The organism is Paenibacillus odorifer (assembly GCF_000758725.1).
Lineage (GTDB): Bacteria > Bacillota > Bacilli > Paenibacillales > Paenibacillaceae > Paenibacillus_AQ > Paenibacillus_AQ odorifer.
Genome location: NZ_CP009428.1, coordinates 6,682,013 through 6,707,591, shown reverse-complemented (window position 1 = coordinate 6,707,591; position 25,579 = coordinate 6,682,013). Strand labels below are relative to the sequence as shown.

24 protein-coding genes, 1 pseudogene and 1 riboswitch are annotated in these 25,579 nt (G+C 42.2%); of the genes and pseudogenes, 17 read left to right on the top strand and 8 right to left on the bottom strand.

All coding sequences use genetic code 11. The annotated features are described in order from the left end of the window. Window positions 1–61 precede the first annotated feature (61 nt). The 4 genes from PODO_RS29310 (at window position 62) to PODO_RS29295 (ending at window position 4,742) form a co-directional block, all read left to right on the top strand. Window positions 62–568, top strand: coding sequence for a TetR/AcrR family transcriptional regulator (locus PODO_RS29310; protein ID WP_244886412.1), 507 nt, complete (start codon window positions 62–64; stop codon window positions 566–568). Between the two features lie 70 nt (window positions 569–638). Continuing rightward, the gene (locus PODO_RS29305; RefSeq protein ID WP_038573880.1) at window positions 639–1,346 is read left to right on the top strand and encodes a DNA alkylation repair protein; all 708 of its coding nucleotides are present in this window, start codon (window positions 639–641) and stop codon (window positions 1,344–1,346) included. 244 nt (window positions 1,347–1,590) lie between these two features. Next, a riboswitch (glycine riboswitch) is annotated at window positions 1,591–1,673 on the top strand. 147 nt (window positions 1,674–1,820) lie between these two features. Further along, window positions 1,821–3,203: an amino acid permease gene (locus PODO_RS29300; protein WP_036682353.1), complete on the top strand. Its 1,383-nt coding sequence runs from the start codon at window positions 1,821–1,823 to the stop codon at window positions 3,201–3,203. A 375-nt stretch (window positions 3,204–3,578) separates the two neighbouring features. After that, window positions 3,579–4,742, top strand: a complete 1,164-nt coding sequence (locus PODO_RS29295; RefSeq protein ID WP_244886411.1) for a sensor histidine kinase — start codon at window positions 3,579–3,581, stop codon at window positions 4,740–4,742. 87 nt (window positions 4,743–4,829) lie between these two features. Here the strand turns inward: PODO_RS29295 and PODO_RS29290 are convergent, their stop codons facing one another. From PODO_RS29290 to PODO_RS29265, 6 genes are all read right to left on the bottom strand, one after another. Continuing rightward, window positions 4,830–5,735 (bottom strand): DUF5643 domain-containing protein, encoded by a 906-nt coding sequence (locus PODO_RS29290; RefSeq protein ID WP_038573876.1) that lies wholly within the window; start codon window positions 5,733–5,735, stop codon window positions 4,830–4,832. Window positions 5,736–5,758: 23 nt separating this feature from the next. Continuing rightward, on the bottom strand, window positions 5,759–6,919 hold the full coding sequence (locus tag PODO_RS29285) for a DUF4179 domain-containing protein (RefSeq protein WP_038573874.1): 1,161 nt from the start codon (window positions 6,917–6,919) through the stop codon (window positions 5,759–5,761). Next, window positions 6,912–7,454 (bottom strand): sigma-70 family RNA polymerase sigma factor, encoded by a 543-nt coding sequence (locus PODO_RS29280; RefSeq protein ID WP_235219471.1) that lies wholly within the window; start codon window positions 7,452–7,454, stop codon window positions 6,912–6,914. Before PODO_RS29280 ends, PODO_RS29285 begins: the two co-directional genes overlap by 8 nt. 223 nt (window positions 7,455–7,677) lie before the next feature. Beyond that, window positions 7,678–8,265 (bottom strand): class I SAM-dependent methyltransferase, encoded by a 588-nt coding sequence (locus PODO_RS29275; protein ID WP_038573872.1) that lies wholly within the window; start codon window positions 8,263–8,265, stop codon window positions 7,678–7,680. Between the two features lie 37 nt (window positions 8,266–8,302). Continuing rightward, entirely contained in the window at window positions 8,303–8,581 is a 279-nt protein-coding gene (locus PODO_RS31770; RefSeq protein WP_038573869.1) for a hypothetical protein, read from the bottom strand. Window positions 8,582–8,651: 70 nt separating this feature from the next. Next, window positions 8,652–9,116, bottom strand: a complete 465-nt coding sequence (locus tag PODO_RS29265) for a VOC family protein (RefSeq protein ID WP_038573867.1) — start codon at window positions 9,114–9,116, stop codon at window positions 8,652–8,654. A gap of 158 nt (window positions 9,117–9,274) precedes the next feature. Here PODO_RS29265 and PODO_RS29260 point away from each other — a divergent pair, with 158 nt between their 5' ends. The 8 genes from PODO_RS29260 (at window position 9,275) to PODO_RS29225 (ending at window position 20,217) form a co-directional block, all read left to right on the top strand. Further along, complete coding sequence (locus PODO_RS29260) at window positions 9,275–9,709, top strand: Lrp/AsnC family transcriptional regulator (protein ID WP_038573865.1); 435 nt, start codon at window positions 9,275–9,277, stop codon at window positions 9,707–9,709. Window positions 9,710–9,809: 100 nt separating this feature from the next. Continuing rightward, the gene (locus PODO_RS29255) at window positions 9,810–11,546 is read left to right on the top strand and encodes a sensor histidine kinase (RefSeq protein WP_038573863.1); all 1,737 of its coding nucleotides are present in this window, start codon (window positions 9,810–9,812) and stop codon (window positions 11,544–11,546) included. Between the two features lie 5 nt (window positions 11,547–11,551). Then, window positions 11,552–13,132 (top strand): response regulator, encoded by a 1,581-nt coding sequence (locus PODO_RS29250; RefSeq protein ID WP_306018805.1) that lies wholly within the window; start codon window positions 11,552–11,554, stop codon window positions 13,130–13,132. A 195-nt stretch (window positions 13,133–13,327) separates the two neighbouring features. Further along, the gene (locus PODO_RS29245; protein WP_036682339.1) at window positions 13,328–14,248 is read left to right on the top strand and encodes an ABC transporter permease; all 921 of its coding nucleotides are present in this window, start codon (window positions 13,328–13,330) and stop codon (window positions 14,246–14,248) included. 40 nt (window positions 14,249–14,288) lie between these two features. Beyond that, the gene (locus PODO_RS29240; RefSeq protein WP_036682338.1) at window positions 14,289–15,170 is read left to right on the top strand and encodes a carbohydrate ABC transporter permease; all 882 of its coding nucleotides are present in this window, start codon (window positions 14,289–14,291) and stop codon (window positions 15,168–15,170) included. 54 nt (window positions 15,171–15,224) lie between these two features. Continuing rightward, window positions 15,225–16,811 (top strand): ABC transporter substrate-binding protein, encoded by a 1,587-nt coding sequence (locus PODO_RS29235; RefSeq protein ID WP_036682336.1) that lies wholly within the window; start codon window positions 15,225–15,227, stop codon window positions 16,809–16,811. A gap of 380 nt (window positions 16,812–17,191) precedes the next feature. Continuing rightward, window positions 17,192–19,618: an RNA polymerase recycling motor HelD gene (gene helD, locus PODO_RS29230; protein ID WP_038573859.1), complete on the top strand. Its 2,427-nt coding sequence runs from the start codon at window positions 17,192–17,194 to the stop codon at window positions 19,616–19,618. Between the two features lie 14 nt (window positions 19,619–19,632). Next, entirely contained in the window at window positions 19,633–20,217 is a 585-nt protein-coding gene (locus tag PODO_RS29225) for a Crp/Fnr family transcriptional regulator (RefSeq protein WP_036682333.1), read from the top strand. An 8-nt stretch (window positions 20,218–20,225) separates the two neighbouring features. Here the strand turns inward: PODO_RS29225 and PODO_RS29220 are convergent, their stop codons facing one another. Further along, a complete protein-coding gene (locus PODO_RS29220) occupies window positions 20,226–20,945 on the bottom strand; it encodes a DUF4386 domain-containing protein (RefSeq protein ID WP_036682332.1) in 720 nt (239 codons plus the stop codon). Window positions 20,946–21,026: 81 nt separating this feature from the next. After that, entirely contained in the window at window positions 21,027–21,608 is a 582-nt protein-coding gene (locus PODO_RS29215) for a TetR/AcrR family transcriptional regulator (protein ID WP_036682330.1), read from the bottom strand. Between the two features lie 293 nt (window positions 21,609–21,901). Here PODO_RS29215 and PODO_RS29210 point away from each other — a divergent pair, with 293 nt between their 5' ends. The 5 genes and pseudogenes from PODO_RS29210 to PODO_RS29195 all read left to right on the top strand — a co-directional run bounded on the left by PODO_RS29210 (window position 21,902) and on the right by PODO_RS29195 (window position 25,480). After that, window positions 21,902–23,089: an MFS transporter gene (locus PODO_RS29210; RefSeq protein WP_052097547.1), complete on the top strand. Its 1,188-nt coding sequence runs from the start codon at window positions 21,902–21,904 to the stop codon at window positions 23,087–23,089. Window positions 23,090–23,164: 75 nt separating this feature from the next. Beyond that, complete coding sequence (locus PODO_RS29205; RefSeq protein ID WP_036682328.1) at window positions 23,165–23,449, top strand: alpha/beta-type small acid-soluble spore protein; 285 nt, start codon at window positions 23,165–23,167, stop codon at window positions 23,447–23,449. Between the two features lie 229 nt (window positions 23,450–23,678). Beyond that, window positions 23,679–23,861: pseudogene (locus PODO_RS32240) on the top strand (YiaA/YiaB family inner membrane protein); the annotation flags it as partial. Between the two features lie 57 nt (window positions 23,862–23,918). Continuing rightward, on the top strand, window positions 23,919–24,155 hold the full coding sequence (locus PODO_RS32235; RefSeq protein WP_305953524.1) for a YiaA/YiaB family inner membrane protein: 237 nt from the start codon (window positions 23,919–23,921) through the stop codon (window positions 24,153–24,155). Between the two features lie 248 nt (window positions 24,156–24,403). Next, window positions 24,404–25,480, top strand: coding sequence for an ankyrin repeat domain-containing protein (locus tag PODO_RS29195; RefSeq protein ID WP_038573856.1), 1,077 nt, complete (start codon window positions 24,404–24,406; stop codon window positions 25,478–25,480). The last annotated feature ends 99 nt before the right edge of the window (window positions 25,481–25,579 follow it).

The following is a 25,579-nucleotide window of genomic DNA, read 5'->3' as shown; positions in this document are numbered from 1 at the left end:
ATAGAGGGATGAAATGACTGAACATAAAAGAGTTGACCCACGAGCCATTCGCTCAAAAAAGATGTTGAAAAACGCTGTTTTTTCATTATTGGCCGACAATGTGGAGATTTCGCAATTGACCGTCCAAAAAATCGCCAACCGCGCGGAACTAAATCGCGCAACGTTTTATTTGCATTATGAGGATATTAACGATTTATTGCGCCAGATCGTACATGAAATCTTCGATGACCTATCCATGAAGGTTGAACCGCTATTACAAATGAAGAGCAACAACGAACAGGAGCAGCTGATCACCTTTTTAAATTATTTTTTTGAATACCGGAAAGTTTTTGCTGTATTGATTGAGCATAAAGGCTTCAAAAACCACTTGACCAACCTGTTAAAAAATACTGTCGAAAAACGAAGAAACGCGAGGAACATTGACTCTACTAAGGAGGTAGTCTCCGTTGATATTATTGCAGCCTCACTACTGGGGATTATTATGTGGTGGATTAAGGATGGCAACCAATATAGCGCTGAATACATAGCGGGGCAAATTACCTTGATGTATAAAAGAAGATATTTATAAGGGCTTTTATGATATATTCAAGTAAAGTTTGAGTCCCTAGCCAATATTCATAAAAAAGGAAGTGCGAACAATGGATTTAGAAACGGTCATGCAAGAGCTTGAAGCTCTCGGCAAGGAACGCACCAAGAAAATATATCTATCCAATGGCGCGCACGAACCGCTTTTTGGTGTGGCCACAGGCCAGATGAAGCCTATCTTCAGAAAAATAAAACATAATCAACCCTTGGCCGAGCAGCTTTATGCTACAGGAAATTATGACGCTATGTATTTTGCCGGGGTGATCGCGGAGCCTAAAGCAATGACAGAGTCGGATTTTGAGCGGTGGATTGCTGGGGCTTATTTTTATATGCTATCGGACTTTGTGGTGGCAGTAACGTTGGCGGAGACGGATATTGCACAAGAGGTTTCTGATAAATGGATTGCAAGTGAGATAGAGTTGAAAATGTCGGCGGGCTGGAACTGTTACTGCTGGCTGCTCGGAAATCGCCCGGACAGTGAATTTTCCGCAGAAAAATTGGCCGCTATGTTGGAGCTTGCTAAAAATACGATTCATGATGCCCCTGAACGAACGAAATACGCAATGAACAATTTCATCTACACTGTGGGCGTATCCTATCTGCCGCTTCATGATAAAGCGGTTGAGATTGCAAAGGAAGTTGGTCCGGTGGAAGTCCATACCGGTAGTGCAAAAAGCAAGATTTTGAATGCTTCAATTAATATTCAAAAGGCAGTTGATAAATCGCAGCTGGGCTTCAAACGAAAACATGTAAGGTGTTAGTCAGTCATGGAGTGCTAAGGAGAGCGTATTGAAGGTTGTGCCTGCAGACAGAAGAATTGGGGGCTTGGCTGACAAGCCCTTAATTGTGTGCAATAAAAGTTAATGGAACAATAATAAAGCGGTAATTAATGTTATTGACAAAATATTTGACAATGATTAGTATTGAAAAATATTAAAAATGAAGTTAGCGACATAAAAATTAAATAATTCGCAAGCTATGATTGCTATGGATCACACTATAGCAGGAGCAGCTTCTGGAGAGACCGTGGGGGAATCCCCCGGCGCCGAAGGGTTCACAATCTCAGGCAAAAGGACAGAAGAGTACTAGATAATTCATTTGTTATTCTGATCATCGTCAGAATAAATAAATGTATTTTATTTATTATTCTTATACCTAAGAGATTGGAGCGTATCCAATCTCTTTTTTGTTATCATTTTCACTTGTTATTTTTTTCACATAAGGGGGAGTTCGAAATGGCAGCACAAGAATTAAAGAGAGATTTAGAGAATCGACATGTTCAGCTCATTGCGATTGGTGGAACCATCGGTACCGGATTATTTTTAGGATCTGGAAAAGCTATACAGCTGGCAGGACCATCGATCATTTTTGCTTATTTAATCGTGGGTATCGCTATTTTCTTTGTGATGAGGGCATTGGGAGAACTTCTGTTGTCAAAAGCAGGTTATCAATCTTTTACAGACATTGCCGAAGACTATCTTGGACCGCGGGCGGCGTTTGTAACTGGATGGACCTATTGGTTTTGCTGGATCATGACGGCTATGGCCGATATTATAGCTGTTGGGGTCTATGTACAATATTGGTTTGATATCCCGCAATGGATACCCGCAGTCATTTGTTTAATTATTTTATTAGGACTCAATTTATTAACTGTAAAAAGCTTTGGCGAATTGGAATTTTGGTTTGCTTTAATTAAGGTAATCACTATTCTCGCGTTAATTGCCATAGGGGTAGTTTTACTGGTGATTGGATTCAAAACAACTACCGGAACGGTTGCGCTCAGTAATATTTGGGCACATGGGGGAGTATTTCCAAACGGGATTTCCGGGTTCTTACTTTCATTTCAAATGGTTGTGTTTGCTTTTGTGGGTGTGGAATTGGTGGGGGTATCAGCAGCGGAAACATCCAATCCAGAAAAAACTATCCCATCGGCGATTAATAAAATACCTTTACGAATTCTATTTTTCTACGTGGGTGCTATTATTGCCTTATTATGCATCAACGCTTGGACAGAACTAAACCCGGCAGAAAGTCCTTTTGTTAAAACATTTAGTTTAGTGGGGATTCCGATTGCCGCGGGGGTTATTAATTTCGTTGTATTAACTTCAGCTGCTTCTGCTTGTAACAGCGGGATGTTCTCAACAAGCCGGATTCTATACAATCTAAGCAGAAATGACCAGGCTCCAGCCAACTTTGCAAAGCTTAATAAAAATCATGTACCAAGTAATGCTTTATTCATATCCACGCTTGTCTTATCTGTAGGGGCTTTGTTGAGTAAGCTGATTCCGGAGACGGCCTTTGGCATCGTGACAACGATTAGTGCCATTTGTTTCATCTGGGTTTGGGGCGTCGTTCTAATTTGCCATTTGCGATATAAAAAGACGAAGCCGGAATTGCAGGCCAAATCAAAATTCAAGGCACCGTTCACACCTTTTGTGAATTATGTTGTTCTAGCCTTGTTTGCAATCATACTCATAATTATGCTGTTTGCTGATGAAACTCGTCCGGCATTATTGTTGACGCCTTTATGGTTTATTTTATTATTTGTTTTGTATTCGATAAATAGAAGAAAGAGGGAAAGAGATAATAAAATAATCAGGACCGAAACACCTCTCTAGTTTATGAGGAAAGCTTTAACCGGCGCAGAAGCCGTGGTTATATTCAACCGCGACTGGGCAGGGAGCCCTTGCCGGTTTCAAGCGTTCCTACATGGACGTTTGCTTAAAGAATATGCAAAGTTAAACAGAAAACCGGAAGATACTGTTAAAATGGTATCTCCCGGTTTTTTAGTTTTTTACAAACTATAATATCATCGAGTTTACAGTTTTTTTCAGTTATTGTTTATTACTATTTCAACTGATATAATTCTTATTTCGACAATAAGTTTACAAGTAAGATAACTATCGTAATGGTAAAATCAATTTAAAAGTGGTGAATTCATGAGAGAGTTCTACAGTCGGGTGAATCGAAAAACCTATTACATATTAATGTTAATGATCATCGTTCTTATGATGTTTGGATTGATACTATCTACCCTAGAGTTAGATGGGATTGATTTTGGTTATATCATTCATTTTTTATGTGTGGCGTTTCTAACGGTTTGTTTATGGATTTACCCTAAGCATGAGACACATACTTTTAGAAAGATTATCATTCTATTTGGATTTGCGTATTTTTATACGCTATTCTTTTTATATCCTCAAACATGGACTACCTATATCCTCATTTGTCTTATTCCTGCACTGTCTATTCTATTTTTTGATTTAAAATTGTTCTATTTTTCCTTCATTATAAATGGGGTACTAATGGTAGTTACATTTGGCTATATCCTCTTGATTGATAGAGGGGATTTATATACATATTTACATTATGATATGCTAGGCAATTTCATTAATATAATAGCGGTTCAAGTGTTATTATTTTTCATTTTTCAAATATCATTTAAACGGATGAAAAAACAGCAGCTTTATTATGAACAATTACAGCAATCTGAGCGTTTAAAGATGGTTGGACAATTAACAGCTGCCGTTGCGCACGAAATTAGAAATCCAGTGACAGTGGTTAGAGGTTTTTTGCAGTTTTTTGATGAGGATCCTTCATTTGATGATCCTATGAAAAGAAAATTTAAATTAATGATTGATGAATTAAACACAGTAGAACAGATTATCTCGCAATTTCTAACCCTTTCAAAGCCAAATGGAGAGCAAAAATTAGAAAAAGTAGATGTGAAGGATGTACTTGAAAGTGTTACAGGATTGCTCCATTCCTACGCAATGTTATCTGATAATCAAATCGTTACCTACGTAGAAGAAGATTGCATGATTTCTATTAATAAAATTGAATTTAAGCAGCTGCTTATTAATATAATAAAAAATGCTTTAGAGGCTTCGGAAGTTGGTAAATCTGTCTCTATTATGGCGAATAGGAACAATAATTTTATTGAGATAACAATCATCGATGAAGGAAGCGGGATGTCGGAAGCTGAGGTTAAGTCGCTAGGCACTCCTTTTTATTCATTAAAAAGTAATGGAACAGGTTTAGGATTAATGATTTGCTTTAATATCGTAGAAAAATACGGCGGGGAAATTTATTATAGTAGCTCTGAAGGTAAGGGGACAACAGCTACTATCCGCTTTTTAGCTATAAATGATCAGTAATAATGAGCCTTCTTTCAATTGAACAAAGGGGATTACCTCAAGCCTTCGGCTGGAGAGGTAATCCCCTTTTCCTAGCTGCGTTAACGATTATTTTAGAGGGATTTTGATCTCCAGTTGCTTGTTATAATTTTTAACTACATTGCCTTTGGCATCTAATTTATAAGCCCCGGTGTTGCCTTTTTCAAATACGGCTTGATAAGGTCTGATAACTAGATATTCAGCGGCTGAGCGAGGCGCTTCGAACAATAAATCTTCAGAAACCGTATTTTGAGTTGCTGCAATAGAATCTCTTGCAATAGATTCTAATTTATTGCCCAGATTATCATAAATGTCATATCCTAAAGCCTGGCCTTGGGTGGCAACCCCTTTAACCGCTAAAGCGATACGCACAGAAGTCTCTCCCGCAGCAACACGGGTGGTTTTGATTTCAAATTGGTTGTCTTTCTTTATAGCAGGTAGCTGAATATTACGCACTAATCCTGCTTGCTTGAGGGAAAATTTAAGTACATACGGGTTTTCGATTCCGTTAAGCTTCACATAGATACTCAATTCAGAGGAAGCCAGGCTTGCCTTTTGTTGCTCGGTTAGCCATCCGGTCTGCAATACAACAACCGCCTTGTTGGCATCTCCGTCACTGATCCAGCGTGGTGTTTTTAAATCGATGCCTCCTGGTTGAGCGAGCTTGGCGTCTATTCCCACAATAGTACCTTCTGCAAGATAGGGTTCGCCTTTATCATTTAAGGTTACTCCTGCGAGCATTCCTGAAAATAGCGATCCCTCACGGCTCAGGTCGATCTTAATATAATTACCGTCAAACTGTGCACTGCCCTTTAAAGTAAGCTGATCGTGTGAATCGGCCACTTTTGTTGTATTCAGGGAAGCTTCAACAGCGGGTTGAGCACTGGATGCTTGGGTTAAAGCTGGCATTCCCAACGCTCCTAGGCATACAGCAGCACTTAAAATTACAGACATCTTCTTAGTCGTTTTTTTCATGATATTATCAAGCTCCTTAATTTTTATTTAACTAGCACGTTTATCTCTAGACCGTCAATATAATGCTTCACTGGGTTTCCAGAACTGTCTGTTTTAAATGCTCCATTCTTACTTTGTGGGTTCTCAAACTCATAAAGATAGCCACGGATTGTGAGCATATTAGGGTGTTTCTCAAATGGCTCAGTAAGCAAATCGACATTAAGTGACCTATTGGAAGTCGAGAGGACTTTCTGCGAAATATCTTTCAGCACCTGTCCTTGTTGATCCTTTACTTCAAAGCCCACTAAACTCAATGCTGTATGATCTTCGTCTGTATCCTGTTCCAGCATGAGCGACAGGCGTGTCGTTAATGGACTATATTCCAGCTTTTTCAGGATCAAACTCCATCCTCCAACTTGTGCGCGTATATCAGGTGTGGAAATTTTATTAATCGTAGCCTTCCGCGCAGGAATTTGGAGAACAAACGGTTCATCAATACCGTTTAAGTCAAGGGTTACGGTCAATACAAATCGATCAGGAAAAGGTTTGTTGGAGATCCCCGAATTCGAGGAATCCACTAGTCTAAAAATAGCTGTGTTGCTTTCAGCACCTTCTATCCAGCTTAGAAACGGCATAGCTTTCCAGAGACCTTCTGAAAATTTCTCCAGGGAAGCCCCGTCGATCAATACTTCTGCAGAGGTTATCGCACCTTCCGCTAGAAAAGGCTTCCCATCCGCTCCAATCGTTACTCCGGCTAGCTTACCTTCCAGTTCTTCTCCCTCACGCTTCACCGAGAATGCCAACCGGCTGCCATCAAATACAGCCTCTTCGGCAGACAAGGTGATCCCTTCATGCGTATCACTGCTGTTTAGACGGGAAGTCAGTCCCAGACGCTGGGCCGCTTGTAATCCTATATCATCTGCCCGTTCAAAAATACCACCTATCAAGGGAAGCTGCTTGAGCGCATTGGCCAACGTAGGCGGATAGATAGCCGTTAGCATAACACTTAACAATATCGCCGCAGTCACAGCAGCTGTGATTTTTGGATAAATCCGCTTTTTCTTTTCCTTTTCCACAGGATCCTGGACAATGGTGGCCAGCGATGCATAAATCGAATCCTGCCGTGATCGTAGTAAAGGAGGAAGCTCCTGTATATTAGCTTTCCCTAGCTCCCTGATCTGCTTTTCTAAATTGTTATTATTCATTAGCAAGACCCTCCTCCGGCACAGGATGTATCTGTTTGGACAACAATCTCCGTGCGCGATGGAGTCGTGCCCTGACCGCTCCCTCGGAGATGTCGAGCACATCTGCAATCTGCTTAATGGATAAATCGTCATAATAAAAAAGCACGATAGCAAGCCGCAGGGATTCGTCCAACTGATTAATGAAGCTTTGCAGGTCTACGTTGCCTGAATCTTCAAAATGCACATAGGAAACGACCGGTTCCTCGGGAATTTCCGCCACAGCTATAGTTCGTTCTCGCATACGAAGTAACTGATTGCATTCATTAATCAGGATGCGTATAACCCAGGTTTTAAAAAACTTAGGCTGCTTAAGGTTGGCCAACCCTTTATACACCTTCAGTGTTGTTTCCTGAAGAGCATCCGCGCAATCTTCATCTTTTAGCAGAATGGTTTTGGCTAATCTGTACAACTGGGATTCCAGTTGCCTGAAAAGACGGGTAAACGCCTCGTGGTCGCCTTTCTGCGCTTTTTTGATATCCAGTTCGTTTTCCAGCAAATGATTTTTCCTCCTTGAGGGCCCTCTGTATAATTAGATGGAGAAGACATACAAAAAGTTATATTTAGGATAAAATTCATTCTCCTGGACAAATCACTTACCTCGGTAGTGGTATAAAGTCCGTGCAATTCATTGTTTTGGCAAGGGGAGTTTCAAGTGGATAAACTGAAAAAAATCCAGAATTACCACCTTAACTGAAAAGAAGTAGTGGGGTAATCCTGAATTAAAAAGTGTATACATATACCTTGGTACGCAGTGTGTCCGTGCATGTTATGGTACGGACAGGCTGCATGCCTGGAAGGGCAAAACAAATGCTAATAACCACCGCACCCGGCAGTAGCTCACGCTTGAACTTTTCCGCCAGCCGTTTCATCGCTCCGGGAAATAAGTAACAAAGAACAATATCCGCATGCTCGTAAGAACTGCTATAAATATCCCCACGTACATAACGGAGCCTTCCGTGGAGCAGATTCTGGCCTTTGGCTGCTCGTAGCATACGTGTGCCGAACCTAGTAAGCAGCTGGGATGTCCATAAGGGAATACTGGAATTTTCAATGCCTGTCAGCCTTTTGCCTGGACATTGGCGAATAACATCCATACCAAGTGTTCCCCAACCCGATCCCGCCTCCACAATGCTGCTATATCCCGGAATCCGATTCACCTCAACGGCAACAGCCGAGCGTACAGATTTTGACGTAGGCATCGGCGATATCCCGTTCCTCCAGCTCACCAGCACAATCGACACCATGGATAACAAGGCTGCGAAGGCGATGAGCCAAGCGATGGCTTGAATCACAATCAATACGATCATTCCTTCTTCATCTGCTAGAAGTTGGCTTCAAATTCTCTTACTTTCTCCCAGCATTTCGTTTATCAACTTGATATTTATAAAGATCCAGAATTTCCTTGCTTTCAATATCTTGACCTACATAAAAAATCAGAGTGGGATCATTTACTGGATGGGCATAAGAAAGGTAAGTGCGATGTATAAAATCAAAATCCATCTTACCCAGCTGGAAATCGATTTGATATTTATCTTCTAAATAGATTTCAAATTGCTTTTTTAAAGCCAGAGACTTCCACGGAAGTCCAAAGAATAAAAAGTAGACTCCTATAAGAAATATCAAAAAAATTAAGAGGAAAAGCGACTTTTTACTGAGAATGGTATGTTTTATAATTCATAACCCTCCCTAGCGTTTATTCTACATGAACTTTGCTGGAAATATCAAAATCAACCTCTTCAAGAAATTCAATAACTTCTCCATTGGGACTGTGAATGATCGCGTTTTTTATTAGAAGAGGCGGTTCGCCCAGAGACAGAGAGTCCGGTGCTATAAAAGCTTTTGCCCCATGTGCAAGGGCTTTTTGATACATCTCCTCTACATTATCTACATAGAAGGCAAGATGTAATAACGCTCCGTGCGCTATATCTTCATCAGACAAGGCTTTTTTTCCTTGAGCGGCGATGACTGCATCATTATCAAAAATCTCAATGCAGGTTCTGCGGTCAGGTGAAATCAGCATGGAGGCTTCTTTGATCTGAAAGGATGGCAGACTCCAATGATGACCTAGCTTAAATCCTAAAACGTCAATATAGAAAGAAATAGTTGCTTTATAGTCTTTGGCTTGAATCGCTACATGTGCAAGGCCTTTTACACTCATTTATAATCGCTCCCAACTTTAATATATATTTATTATAGTTGTATTAAAATATGAGATATATATATAAGATAAGTGTTTTGTAGTAATATGGTTATTAAATTTAAGGTATTTTAGTGGAATCAGTTTATTTTATAAAATGAGTTTAGGAGGCGCTTGCTATGGAACAACTTATAGATGACATTGATAAAAAGATTATGCAATTACTTCAGTACAATGCCCGAATGTCCATTTCACAAATCAGCAAAGAGGTTTCGATGTCACAACCCTCTGTTAAAGAACGAATGATCAAGCTGGAGGAAAGGAATATCATTTCTGGGTATCATACAGCTTTTAATCTACGAGATCTGGATCGGGGCACAACTACGTTTATTCTATTAAAAACAGAACATTGCCAAGAGATTACGGATTTTTGCAAAAATGCTATGGAAGTTACCGATTTATATCGGATTAGCGGTGAATATAATTATCTCATAAAGGTGCAAACCGCGTCGATTGAGGAGTTAGCTGAATTCCAAGACAACCTTATAAAGTTTGGACCTTCAAAATCTCATATCAGTCTGAAAAATATATTGGAAAACAGGGTGTTGCTCTAAAGCCCATTTTCCAAACACAATATCTAGTAACCGCTTTCATTCCATTGTAGAATGGATGAAAACAACGTTAGCATTGACTCGGATACAAGGGAGCATGGGTATGGAGAGATTTTTATTTAGTAAAAAGTATATTCCGTTCACCTATAAGATGATGATACCGTACCTCATTCTAGTATTGCTGACAGATGTATTGGTGGGTTATATAGCTTATACGATGCTCGTAGAGTCCAGAACGGAAATGGCGGAAACGAATGTCCGGACAGCTTTGAAGCAGACGAGGAACAATATCGAATATCAGACAGATGAAATCAAACGAATGACTAACTCGCTGTTTCTCAATACGAATTTTCAGAATGCTCTGCAGTTTAGGGGAGATGCATTGGAAAACATGCTCAAAATGAGGGATGACATCGTTCCTTATATGAAAGCCCCTCTGCAATTGTATGGGAACAATCTGAGACTTGTGCTTTATACCGCGAATGAGACGATGCTTGAAATCCCCGGTGATGATATGTCTGTACCTATCGGTAGAAGCGATTATTATATTCTTTCTGATCAGGTTATTGAAAATAAGGAATGGTTCAAGTCGATCGTTGCCAATAACAAAGACAGCTTGTGGCTTCAGGCGGACAGCGACAGTGAACTAAGCAATATTTCGTATTTCCGCAAGCTGGTTTCTTCCAAGGGAGGCCCGTCGATTATTGGTTATATTCGCGTCACGGCGAGAATTGACGAGCTTTTTGGCAATTTCGATACCTTTCCAATTGAACAGGGCATAGACCTTCGCCTAGTGGATAGGGTTAGTGGATTAACGCTTTATGAACAAGGTATTGTCGATGAACATGCGAAGCAAGATGCTTATCTGATCATTAGTGAAGATATTCCGTTGTCTGACTATGCTATCGAGGTACGGGTGCCGCGTGCATACTTAAATAAAGATGCTAGCCGAATGCAGAAGGTGATCACCACTGTTTGTTTGATCAGCTTTTTAGTCATGGCGGTGATCGGCTTCCTCGTTGCCCGCATATCAGGCAAAAAAATTAAGCGAATCGTATATTTGGTCCGGTCGTTTCAGGAAGGGAATTTTTATAAAAGAATTGGGTTTGCCGGGAACGATGAATTTGTCTACATTGCTAATAGTTTTAATCAGATGGCGACTAGCATCCAGGACTTAATCCAGAACGTCTATGAGCAAGGTATTCAGAAAAAGCAAGCAGAACTGGATGTGCTTCAAGCTCAGATCAGTCCGCACTTTTTGTACAATACATTGTCGACCATTGGCAGCTTGGCCAATTTGGGCGAAGTTGAGAAGGTTACACAGATGGTACAAGGTCTTTCTAAATTCTATCGCCTCACCTTGAATGAAGGACATGTCTATATCTCTCTTGAAAAAGAGCTGGAGCAGGTAAGGATGTACCTTGAAATTCAGAGGGTAAAGTATGCCGATGCTTTTGAGGTTTATTATGATATTGATCCTGATATTTTACAGGTTCCCATCATCAAGCTGATTTTGCAGCCATTTGTAGAAAATATATTCAAGCATGCTTGGTTTGGGGAGACGATTGCGATCCGGATTACCGGAAAACGGCTGGGTGAACGCATCGAGCTTAAGGTCATCGATAACGGAATTGGTATGCGGGCGGACACACTGCGAAATATGCGTTCGAGCTCATTCCATTCGAGCAGCTATGGACTGAGAAACGTGGAGGAACGAATCAAGCTGAGATACGGCAATGATTTCGGCATTCATATCGGCAGTTACTTTGGGGCAGGAACGACCGTTCAAATTATCTTACCGGTGGATAATGCGGAAATCCGGGAAGTTATGGGGGAGTAAATAGTATGGCGATGGAGATCAACGTTCTGCTGGTGGATGATGAAGTGATCGATTTGGAATGGCTGAGACGGCGGGTGGCGGGCAGTGATCATTTGCCTTTGCATAGCGTGAGAACGGCAACGAGCGGTTTTTCCGCTTTAAAAATGATGGAGCAGCACCGCGTTGATATCATTCTCTCCGATATCCGCATGCCGATTATGTCAGGTGTGGAATTTGCCCGGAAAGCGAAGGAGATTAACCCTGAGGTCCATCTGCTTTTTATTAGCGGACATCAGGATTTCAACTATGCCAAAGAGGCGATTCAATTAAATGCCTCCGGTTATTTGCTTAAACCCGTCGATGATGACGAGTTGAATAAGACGCTGACTGAACTCTGCGCCAAGATTGAGAAGGAGAGGAAGCAGCATATTTCCTTGTCGGAAACACTGACGCTTGTGAATCAGGAGCTGCTGCTGCGCTGGTTTAACGAGACTGCCCCGGGGCAGGTCGAGACGCACATTCACAACGTTCTCACGTTATACTTACAAGGCGCGTCGGCGGTCGCCATCGTCGAGATCGACGATATGGCACGGAAAATCCAAACTTGGACGGAAGAAGAGCGGAGTTTATGGAGCAGCACCGCCAATCAGTTTATCCGGAAGTTCGCGCAAGATCAAAATTTAGGCATGGTCATCACAACCTATGACTATCATTTTGTGATCCTAGCTGCGGTTCAGGAACAATATTTTACCGCTTTGATGGAAGAGCTCATTCGGTCATTCTATCAGGAGTTCTCCTGTTCAATTACGATTGGAAGAGGGATGTACACAACAGAACTGGGTAAGCTGCATGATTCCTATCGGCAAGCTCAGGCTGCTTTAAGTATTAAATGGATTGTTGGGAAAAACAGAATCATCCAAGATGCTTCGGAATGGAGCCCGAAGGAAAAAATCGCCTCAGATTTAGAGGTTATTGTGGACCGGATGCTTAAAGCGATGCTCGACTACGACCTTACCACCATTGATGATTGTTTGCTGAAGCTGTTTGCCGGGGACAGTCCGCTCTCCCAGAAAAACGACATCTACGATATCATTATTCGAATTACCTCCAAGCTTCATGCCGATCTGCAGCAAATGAACGAGCATCTATACGAGATTTTAAATTGGGATTCGCATCATCCCTTTGTGCTGTTTCAGTTCGAAACGGTGCATGATATTCTCTCGTGGCTGAGAAGAAGGTTCTTTGAGTTGTCGGAGCTGCTTTATTTGAAACGGCAAAGACAAAAGCGGAAGTTAATTGATGAAATCACGGAATATGTGAAAGAAAGATTAGATCAAAAAATAACGCTGAACGAAGTGGCCGCCCACTTCGATTTTACGCCTAACTATCTGGGTCATTTGTTCAAGCTTGAAACCAACAGTTTATTCAGCGATTTTTTAAGTGAATTACGGATGAAACGGGTATGCGAGCTGCTCGAAGATCCGACTAAGAAAGTGTATGAGATTGCGGAACAAGCCGGATATAAAAATATTATTTATTTTAACAGACAGTTCAAGCACTACATGGGCATGTCGCCCGGCGAGTACCGGAAGAAAAATAAAATCTAACAAAACAGCGGTGAAATGAAAACCCGGCGATGATTTTTCTGTTATTGGAGAATCGCTGCCGGGTGTTTTTGGTTTATCCGCTAACCTTTTTTTGTCGAATCGTTGAATTAGTATTATGTTTAGTTGTTTCGCTGAATTATCTAAGCGTCTTCGCCCTTTTATAATGAGAGATATAGAGAAGAGAGGGGTGCAAAGATGAAAGGGCATACATTTTGGAGCGATTTGAAAAATTACAGGGTTCTCTTGCTGATGCTGGCTCCGGCGGTTGCTTTTTTCCTTCTGTTTGCCTACGTCCCGATGGCGGGTATTATTATTGCCTTCAAGCATTACGATTACGCGGGCGGTATTTTTGGAAGTGCCTGGAACGGACTCGACAACTTCCGCTTTTTCTTTGAATCAGGCGATGCTTGGCGGGTAACACGAAATACAGCACTATATAACATTGCGTTTATCGTCGTCAATAACAGTTTGCAAATTTTTGCAGCGATTATGTTGTTTGAGGTCGGTGGTAAATGGTTCCGCAAAATCACACAATCGGCGTTGTTCCTGCCTTACTTTATCTCATGGGTCGTTGTCGGAGCGATTGCTTATAACCTGCTCAATTATGATATTGGCACCGTGAATGCTTTGCTCAGAGGTATCGGACTCCAGCCTGTCGATATTTATAATACACCTTCCTATTGGCCGTATATCCTGGTTATAGTTTCTGCATGGAAAAGTCTCGGATACGGAACGGTAATGTACTTGGCTGCGATTACGGGGATAGATACAGAAATGTATGAAGCGGCCGAAATTGATGGGGCTAATATTTTTCAGCGAATTATGAAAGTAACCATTCCAAATTTGTATCCGACGATTATTATTCTGGTGCTGCTGGCGGTCGGAAATATTTTCCGTGGTGATTTCGGGATGTTCTATAATATGATCGGCAACAACGGCTTGCTGTTCTCCTCGACAGACGTTATCGACACTTTCGTATTTAGGTCACTGATTACTTCGAATGATATCGGCATGTCAGCTGCAGCTGGTGTTTTCCAGTCCGTTCTTGGCTTTGCGACGATCATGTCAGTGAACTATGCTGTCCGTAAATACGACAAAGACCGCGCTCTGTTCTAATCGTATCAGGAGTTAAGTCTTTCATAATGGAGGTAACGATATGAAGCAGCTCGATCGTAAAATATTTTCAGGTATTGGTTATGTGTCCCTGATTTTTCTCTCAGTTTTATGTATTTTCCCTTTTATACTTGTCGTATCTTCATCCTTTACGGAAGAAACCAAAATCCTAACGGATGGTTATCAATTTATACCGACGGCCTTCTCAACCGAGGCCTACAGCATTTTGTTTAAGTATCCCGAACAGATGATTCAAGCCTATATAGTGACAATAGGGGTTACTATACTCGGCACGGTGCTTGGCTTGTTTCTGACTTCGATGACTGCTTATGCGCTATCCCGAAAAGATTTTAAGTGGCGCAATAAATTTTCATTTTTCTTTTTCTTTACGACTTTGTTCAGCGGCGGTTTAGTTCCGTGGTATCTGCTTATGGTCAACTACCTGCATATGAAGGATACGCTGATGGCCTTAGTGGTTCCGATGATGCTCAATGTCTTTTATATCATTGTTATGAAGTCTTTTATGGGCAGCATTCCGGAAGCGATTGTAGAATCAGCAAAAATTGACGGCGCAGGCGACTTTAAGATCTATGCTCGTCTAATCCTGCCGCTGTCCAAGCCGGCGTTAGCTACCATTGGATTGTTTCTAGCGCTAGCCTACTGGAATGACTGGTACAATGCATTGCTGTTTGTATCGAATGAAAACTTGATGCCGCTTCAATATTATTTGTATAAAATGCTAGGCAATATGGATGGCATGCGCAAAGCGATGATGGGTGCAGGGGCAGTCGTAACGACATCGATCCCAACCGAGAGTTTGAAAATGGCGATGACAGTTGTGGCCACTGGCCCGATTTTGCTGGCTTATCCATTCGTGCAGAGGTATTTTGTCCAAGGTTTGACGATTGGTGCTGTGAAAGGATGAACCCGGGGACACTCGGTTTATCAATATAATTAAACACAAGGGGGAAGGCTTGAGATGCTGAAGAGAAATAGATTGATAATGCTAGCGCTCGTTTTAACCTTCGTAATGATTCTAAGTGCATGTGGTGGTGGAAACAACAATGCTAATACTTCTGCACAGGCTACAAATAATGCGTCAGAGGGGGGAAGCGACACTACGAACACCTCAGAACCTGCAACTACCTCAGACACCCTTGATACCTCAAAAGAAGTGAAGCTGAAAATGATTTTTGTTGGCCCTAAACCGATAGACTATGATAGCGTTTTTGCTGAGATTAATAAAAAGCTGAAAGAAAAAATTAATGCTACTGTAGAGGGCGAGTTCCTGGATTGGTCGGACTGGGCGCAAAAATATCCGTTGAAGCTGGCAGCAAATGAAGATTTTGACCTCATCTATTCGGCAAACTGGGCTGGCTACAATGACCAGGCGTTGAAAGGCGGATTCCTGGAATTGACTGATGAGCTGCTTACCAAATATATGCCGCAGACTTTAGCAGCCATGTCTGATGTGAGCTGGGATCAGGCTAAAGTAAACGGCAAACTGTACATGGTTCCACAAAACAGAGGGGAATCCGTTGAAAAACTGATTTTGTACCGTGAGGATTTGCGTAAGAAATACAATCTTCCTGAGATCAACAGCCCAGAAGCGTATGCCACTTACTTGAAAACCATAGCGCAAAACGAAAAAGGAATTACACCGTTCACTCCGGAAACAGGAGACTGGAAATTTCATAATTTGGACCGTGTATTGCTGAAGCAGCAAAACGAATGGAATATGTTTGATCTCGACCTTCCGTTTGCTTTCAAATTGACGGATGAAAAAGGGCAAGTATTTAACGTATATGAAACCCAAGAGTTTAAAGATCTACTCGTATATTACAAAGATCTTGCTGATAACAATGCATGGTCGAAAAACGTCCTTAACAGTAAAAATGATCATCAGGCCGATTTTAAAGCAGGCAAAACAGCATCGATTACACACAACAACGGAACACTTGGAGCACTTATGGCTTTGATGCGCCAAGAGAATTCCCCTTATGAAGTAGCTTTGGCTGACATCAACCAAGGCAAGAAGAAATCAGTGGCAATTTCAACACAAAACGGTACTTCGATCCACGCTACTTCCAGAAATGTGGAACGCTCCTTGATGTTCCTCGATCTGATGCAAAATGATAAAGAACTGCACGACCTGATGATGTACGGCCTTAGCGGTGTACATTACGAAGCGGTTGGCGATGACAAATATAAAGCACTTGAAAAGAATCCGAACTTTATGGGCTTCTCTAACTGGAACTTCAACTCGCCACTTAACCGTGACAATGAAGCATTCCCGCAAGAAGCAAACGATCTGGCTAAAGGCTGGGAAGCAAATGTCTATCACTACGCGCTTGAAACCTTTGTATTCGATAACAGCAAAGTGAAAACGGAAATTGCCAACATTGGTAACGTAATGCTCCGTTATGCGATTCCGCTCGAATACGGCGTAATTAAAGATATCGATAAAGGTCTTGAAGATCTGAACAAGCAACTGAAGTCCGCTGGCATTGATAAAATCCAAACCGAACTGCAAACTCAAATTGATGCTTTTTTGGCAAACAAATAAGATAAGGAATAAGGGAGACCTAACAGTCATCAAATGGCTGTTAGGTCTCCCTGTTTAATTGAACTCATCCGCGGGTGAAGTCGCTATCGGACACAGCGGACCCCACAGTCGCTGAAAATCAGTAGACTCAGGAGAACGGATACTCTTTGTGAAAAGGAATAAAAAAGAAGAACCGGCATGAGCTGCCGGTTCTTCTTAATATATAATTTGCGCACAACGAAATAACGTGATAATATGAGAAGACCACTGTTAATTCGCGTATTTTAGACAGATTTATTACATCTTATTTATACATTAATAATACCATGCGGATTAGCAGTTTGTCAAATTTGTATTTTTGCTTCTTGATAACAACCTTGAAAAGGAGCGTGTTAGTAAAAATGTTAAACGAAAAAGATTGGCAGCGAGAACAGGAACGGCTAGATTTGGTCACGGAAGAATTGCAATCAAAGATTGGCGAGCTGGAACCGGAAGTGACAGGATTACGTGAACAGGTAACGGACATCCGCAAGCGGTTTTGGGAGGAAGTTACGGTCAATACGAGCACACATGAGGATTTCGAGGAGACCTTTTACAGTATAAAACAGCAAGAAGCGTTGTTGTCTGAACGGGAGCGTAGTCACCGCCAACGGATGCAGCGTTATAAGAACATGAAACGGCTGCTGCCGTCGCCCTATTTTGGACGAATGGACTTTCAAGAAGATGGGTTGAACTCCAGTGAGCAAATCTATGTCGGGGTGGCGTCTTTCATCGATGCAGAAGGTGTGAATTTTCTGGTATATGACTGGCGGACACCTATTGCAAGTATGTATTATGACCATTCGCCAGGCCCCGCCTCTTACGATACACCGGGAGGACAAATCTCGGGAACGATGATGCTGAAGCGGCAATACCAGATCCGTCAGGGTCAGCTTCAGAACGTGTTCGATACGAGCTTAACGATCGGTGATGAATTACTTCAGCAGGTGCTTGGTAAGGGTGCGGATTCACAAATGAAGAGCATCGTGGCGACTATTCAGAAGGAACAGAATGCTATTATCCGCAACGATAGTAGTCGTATGCTCATTGTGCAGGGGGCTGCGGGCAGTGGGAAAACATCCGCAGCGCTGCAACGGGTAGCCTATTTGCTATATAAACACCGCGATAGGCTCAAGGCGGATCAGATTGTTCTTTTTTCGCCTAACCCGATGTTTAACAGTTATGTATCCACGGTGCTTCCCGAGCTTGGCGAAGAGAATATGCAGCAAACTACCTTTCAGGAGTATATTGATTATTGGCTTGGATCTACGCTTCGTCTAGAGGACCCGTTCGAGCAGATTGAATATGTACTGACGTCCAAAGCTTCTCCAGAGTATGAAGCGCGGCTAACTGGCATGCAGTATAAAGCTTCAGAAGCTTTTCTGCATGCTCTGCAAAACTATGCGTTGTGGTTAGGGAAGGAAGGGATGTTGTTTCATAGTATCCGCTTTCGGGATCGCGAGTTGATTACTGCGGAGCAGATGAAATCGCAATTTTACAGCTATGATAGCTCCATTCGTTTGGCTAATCGCATCGTTTTATTGCGTGAATGGCTACTGCGTCAGTTGGCTTCGCTGGAGCGTCAGGAACAGGAGGTATTCTGGGTTCAAGATGAACTCGATTACCTCGATACCGATCAGTATGCCGAAGCCTACAGTGAGATACTTAAGAAATATCGGCGGGAGGAAGCCGTCTTCGATTTTACGACTCAGTATCTTGAGAACTATGGGGATTTTCCTAATCAGGACCAAGGGGAAGAGAATGTTTTTGACTTTGGTCTGCAGGAAGAAGAACTGCTGCGCCGCATGATTGTGAAGGAGCACTTTAAACCGCTGAGACGCGATGTCAAACGGTTTGAGTTCATAGATACGATTGGGTTATACGATCAGTTGTTTAGTGATGAAACCATCTATCGGAGAATGACAAACGAGACTGAGGTGCCTGCTCAGTGGCAGGAAATCTGTAAGCAAACGAAGGAAAAGCTGAGCTGCGATGAACTCTTTTGCGAGGATGCGACTCCATTCCTGTATTTAAAAGAACTTGTCGAGGGTACTCGTATGAACACAGAAGTTCGGCATCTGTTTATCGATGAAGGCCAGGATTATTCGCCGTTCCAATACGCGTTTCTCAAACAGCTGTTTCCCCGCGCGCGCATGACTGTGCTCGGCGATTTCGGCCAAGCGATTTTCCCTCAAGCAACGAATTTGCACGAGGTGGATTCGCCTTTGATCCGGCTTTATGGGGAAGATGAAACGATCCTGATCCGTCTAATTCGAAGTTATCGTTCAACTCGTCAGATTGTGGAGTTTACGAAGGCGTTGCTGCCTAATGAGGAGATCGTACCTTTTGAAAGAGAGGGTGAGAAGCCGTTCCTAGTGAAGGCGAGTAGCGACGTAGAGCGGGCGATAAGAATTAAAGAGGATCTCGCGGCGCTGATGGCTGAAGGGCTCGACTCTATTGCCGTTATTACCAAGACTGCAGCTGAAAGCCGTGCGGTCTATGAAGAATTAAAGAAACAAGGATGCGAAGCTCTGCGGCTTATTACGAAAGAGACGCTCACTTTTGAGAAGGGCATTTTAGTAATTCCCGCTTATCTCGCAAAAGGGGTTGAATTCGACGCCGTACTGATTTATGATGCTTCCACACAGACGTATGATCGGGAAAGCGAACGCAAGCTTTTTTATACAGCCTGTACGCGTGCGATGCATCGGCTTCTGCTGTACACAACAGGTGATTGGTCACACTTTATTCAGCCGTTAGAGGTATCTTTATATGAGGTCGTGCAATGAGATTGGAGAGATAAATGAAAAGCATATTGTATAAGTATATGAGTAAATTTACATCTCTTAATGAAATGGAACAGCAGGATATTGTTGAAGGTATTCCTATTGAGGAATACAAGAAGGGAACGGTACTCCTTAGACAAGGAGACGTTCCCTCAAAATGTTTTTTTGTATTAAAGGGATGTGTGAGGCAGTCCTCGGTAGATGAATCGGGTAAAGAAGTCACATCTAATTTTTATACGGAAGAGCAAGCGGTTTCGATTTTTAATCGGCATCAAGAGAGTAGACCCTCAGCGTACACCTTAACCTGCCTAGAAGACAGCATATTGGTGGTTGGTGATCTTAATGCGGAACAGGATATGCTCCATAAACACGCTCAGCTGGAAACCATGATACGCAAAATGGTAGAGGAAAACCTGGGTGAGGTTCAGGATGAGTTGACTTCCTTTATTGCTTCCAATCCTGAAGAACGTTACAAAGCCTTGTTACAAAAAAGACCTCATTTACTTACCCGTGTCCCCCAACATCAACTAGCCAGTTATTTGGGGATTACGCCAGAGTCATTAAGTAGAATTAAGAAGCGGGTTCATTCCGGTGATGAATAGCAAAATCGTTATACACTTTTGGGGATTTTTCCACCTCTAAGCAGTAGCCATATCCCAAAGCCTAGTTCTCCTACAATCATAGGAATAGTAAAAATAAAATTAAGTGTTGTAATGACTGCCTCATATTGTGGGAGAAACATTTTGCTTAGATGAATGATAATATAGCCTATTGAAGCAAGCAGCAGCAGGATGCTGATTACTTTAGGAATGACATCGGATTTTAAAGCCACATAGCCCACTATTAACAAATGCCCGCCAAAAACGACTAACCCCATAGACCAAATGAATTGAAATGCATCCAGAAATAACATCATAAATGCTTGAGTTTGTTCGATTGTTAATGTGGAAAAGCCATTTGTGTTTCCCGTGAGCAGCAGCACAAATATCAAGGTTAAGATAGAGATTGCCAATATAGCGGAATAGGTTAAACGGAGCCATGCGCCGAGTAATGAAAGATTTTGGTTGACGGGTTCTAGAAACACATAAAACGCCCAGGCGACCAGAATGTCAGCAATCATAATGATGATCCAGCCCAAGATTTCCCCTTTGAAAAGGTTGTTGGAAGATACGATGTTAATAAATGTGGCACTGGCATCGCCTTGCACAACAAGAGTCCCATGGACAAAGCCATATGAAAAAAATGAAGCGAGGGTCATGATGATCAGTGATATTCCAGCTGTTAAAGCGGACTTACGCTGATTCGACAGGTCTTTTTCTGAGATAGCCATAAGATAGCCTCCTAAAGGACTTTTATTTTATTGTAATTAGGAGTACTATGCCGGGCATTGACTTAAATCAAGACTCTGAATTTAATCAAGCGAAGTAAGTATCATTGTTATCGCGTTATCAACAAAGGATCGCTCCGGGCGAGATTTCAAGAGTACAGTAAGCCCTATTAGCGATACGATTAGTGCTTGTGCCAAGGCCTTCGCATTTACACCACCCTTAAGCTCACCTGATTGTATACCGCGTTCAATAGTTTCTTGAAATATGACCGATAGATACATTTGATGTTCTCTTGTAAGGATCTCGAATTTCTCATCATGAGGTGCCAGCTCGACCATTGTATTGATGCAAAAACATCCTCGGTTCACACTGCCTGAATACTCCTCCGCCACCACATCTTCAAAAAAACTACGAAAGGCTTTTTTCACGGATGGATTGCTTTGAAGTTGGGCTCGGACACGAGAAGCATGGGACATCGTATATTTACGTAGCGCAGCTTCGAACAATTCTTTTTTGTCTCCAAAAGCTGAGTATATACTGGGGCGTTGAATGCCCATTCTGGAAGTTAAATCACTTAATGAGGTAGCCTCATATCCCTTTTCCCAAAATAGCTCCATAGCTGATTCTAATACTTTTTCCTCGTCAAATTCACGGGTTCGAGCCATTATAACACCCCTCTTTATATTTGATTTCAATAATTGATTACCGAACAGTATTTTATAATACTAGAACTAGTCGTATAAATTGTCAAATGAAAGTCGGTGGCATCAAATATTTATGTTGACATCATTTGTTTTGTGGGATAAATTTACTGAGCACAATAACATACTGATCGGTATGGAAAGTGTTTGCGATTTAAATTTAACAGAGAAAGGGTGTGTCCAAAATGCAAGGGACTAAAGAGAAGCTTTCGTCACAAGAGACGCATACGCCATCTGATTCTATTCATGCTTCCTCGATGCCTCGTTATATGACACTTTTGTTTGCCGTTGTCTGCGGGATGTCGGTTGCAAACATCTACTTTGCACAACCATTGCTTGATCATTTGTCGAGAGAATTTGGTATTGATTATTCAACCATTGGTATTCTTATTACTATCACGCAGATTTTTTATGCAGTGGGGCTGTTACTGCTCGTGCCACTAGGAGATTTACTGAATCAGCGCTGCCTGATTATCGGCCAGATGTTATTATCTGTGGTGGCTTTGATTATCGTGGGTACTGCCTCTTCCAGCACGGTACTATTCGTAGGTATGGCCTCAGTGGGACTACTCGCTGTTGTAACACAGACGCTTGTTGCGTTCGCGGCGACAATGGCTGCCCCTGCCGAACGCGGGCGAGTCGTAGGCATGGTCACAAGTGGAATTGTGATTGGAATACTTCTTGCGCGATCCATTTCAGGAATACTTACAGATCTTGCAGGTTGGCGTTCCGTATACCTTTTTTCTGCTGCTTTAATGCTTTGTATGGTGTGTACATTATTTAGGGTGTTGCCAAATGTGGAACGTGAGGTAAAAACACTGTCATACGCTCAGCTGCTTAGTTCAGTGTTTATGTTGTTTGTGCAAGAGAGAGTATTGCGTATCCGCGCTATTCTGGCTTTGCTGATTTTTACTGCTTTCAGTATTCTGTGGACTTCTGTGGTCTTGCCTCTCAGTGCTCCGCCGTTATCACTTTCACATACTGCAATTGGGGCATTTGGTCTGGCGGGAATTGTGGGAGCATTAGCTGCTGCGCGGGCGGGAAAGCTAGCTGATCAGGGTCATGGACAGAGAACGACAGGCATAGCATTACTTCTATTGTTGATTTCATGGTGGTTTATCAGTTTTACGGAGCAGTCGCTGTTGGCATTGGTCATTGGTATTGTTCTGCTTGATTTGGCTGTGCAGGCGGTGCATGTCACCAATCAAAGTATCATACTTACCTTGCGCATGGAGGCACGTAGTCGGCTCACCGCAGGGTATATGGTTTTTTACTCCATTGGAAGTGCTACCGGATCGATTGCTTCCACTCAAATATATTCTCACTATGGCTGGAACGGGGTATGTTGGCTTGGAGCTTCTGTTAGTGCTGTGGCTTTTTTATTTTGGGCTGTAACCTTGCGTGCTACGAATGCCGCGTTGCAACGGCGCCCTGCTTGGAAATAATCGGGGCAAGTCAATAAGGGTGGAGGTTCCGGTTTCCGGGCATGTTATTTAAAACAGGTTTGGGAGGGGATAAGGATGTCTAGAAGAAACAGGAAATATGCAGTGCCGGGAGCCAGCCGCGGAATGCAAATTTTTAAAGCGGAAGTGATGCGCCGCGAGGGGTATGACGTAGATCCGGAGCGGCCTGATGATGTGAAATACGAAGTTGCAAAAGAACTGGGTGTCCCTTTGGAGCACGGTCAAAATGGTCATTTGAGCACAGAATCGGTGGGCCAGATCGGCGGTAAAATTGGTGGATCGATGGTCCGCGAAATGATTCGTCTCGCACAGCAGCAATTGGTGGACCAGGAAAGGCAGTAGCATTTTTCTAATATATGTTGCTGAGATCGCGGGAGGCGGTTTTTGTCCTATATTGTATGGGACTGAGACCGTCCTTTCGGTGTTTGCGTTATTTTATATTTGTATAGTAAAAAAATTCCTGAAATTCCCTAAAACAACCTGATTCATGGTAGAATTTTACCGATGTTCCACGGTATAGTGGAGAAGGATATATCATCATTCAAGTCTGTAGTGGGAGAGGAATTATCAGATGAATCAGAGATATCGCAAACGCAACACGGCTGCTTTTACGGGGGCATCGTATTTTGCATTGGGGGCAGGACTTTTTCTATTCTGTTTGGGAGTGTACAACGACACTTGGGAGCTAAACGTAAAAGGGTATTATTTGCTCTGTATGGTGTTAATTACGATTTCCTGTATCGTTGTGCAAAAGGTGGTCAGGGACAATACAGAGGATAAAGAATTTCGTTTGGATAACCCTAAACACAGGATGAGAAACACAGGGGCCTTCACAATTATGGCTTTTGTGGGTTTGATTATCGGGTATGCGATGTTTTTTATTGGCCTTTACAATGCTCCATTTGAATTAAATGTAAAGGGGTATTACATAGCTGTTATTCTCTTGATTTCTTATAGCGCTATTGGCGTTCAGAAAGTGACGCGGGATAACGCGGAAGATAACGAGATTCTTGCCGAGCAAGAGGCGAGACGGGACATCCAAGGATAAAGAGGGATATAGCCAGCTTTCTCGCTGCCAACAGCAAGCTGCTTCAACTTTACTTACCATCATAAATTGTAAACAGGAGCTTCGTGTATTAACGGAGCTTCTTTTTATTTTTTTGAATAGCAGCAATAATCTTGCCGATCTAAATATTATGAGGACTATTTGTTAGAACAACATCCTTAGTTTGGATTGTTTTTTACTATACGGTTCTCTATACTCTTCATAATACTTGAAGTAGGAGTGGATAATGGATGATCCGCCTGAAGGATATAGGGAAGTTCCAGGAACTGCCGCAAATGGCCATGCATATTTACAATGGAAACATTCCGGAATTAGAGGCTGCCATTAGAGCAGGCTGGGATATTGAAGAGGGCATCGTCCTTAGCCAATATACTACGTTAACCCCGTTAGATTTGGCGCTTATATCAGAGAGAATGGATGTCATAAAGCTGCTGGTACAGCACGGTGTAAATCTGAATGTGAAGAATAATCCGGCTTTTTTGCTCGCGGTTCGCTATTGCAAAGAAGATATCGTCCGCTATATTGCAGCACAAGGGGCTAAACTGGACAAGCTTAATCAGGTCAAGTCAGGTGCATATTCGCAGGCCTACTATGGCAACAAAAACAATATCCCGCTCATACATGAGCTAGGATTAGATATTAAGCAGCATGGTGGGGGCGTATTACGCAAAGCGGTGTCAGATCATGACCTTAAGACCGTTACTTATTTACTGGATCATGGGGTGGACATTAATTACAACAAATCCGATATGGTCTATCCTTATCAAGCGACTCCGTTAACAGTTGCCACGAGAATTGGTAATCAAGCGATGGTACAATTTTTGATTGAACGTGGCGCAGACGTTACCTTGGCAGAAAAAGATGGCGATCGCCCGTACACCATTGCAGTGAGTAATAAGAATACAGCTTTGGCTGACTATTTGAAATCGTTAGAGCCGGCTGAATTTCATGATATCGAGAACAAGAAGTTTGAGCTGAGAAAATATAAATTGTCTGATGAATTGGTTAGCTTTCTTACTGGAAAAAATCTGCGTCTTGAGCTAACACAAAATGAATATGAAATTAGATATATCGACTTTTTCACATTAACTGATACCATTGAAATGAAAATCGGCCGGCAAAAGCTGCTCCGTCTGTCAGCCGATATAGATAATTACTCTGATCTGCTGCTTATGTGGAATCCGAAGAAAAAAGGCCTGATCGGCTGTTACGACGTGGAACATCAGACGTACGCGGATTTATGTAGTTTTGCAGAATTTCTCACGCAGCCGGAGATATACCTTATTAATTTTCTTGAAGGAACATAGTTGTTAATATCTCTTGATCTGCCTATTTCTTTTGCAGGAATCATTCTATTCGTCGTTGAATATATCCCGGTAACCGTATTACGTATTCAAAATACGTAG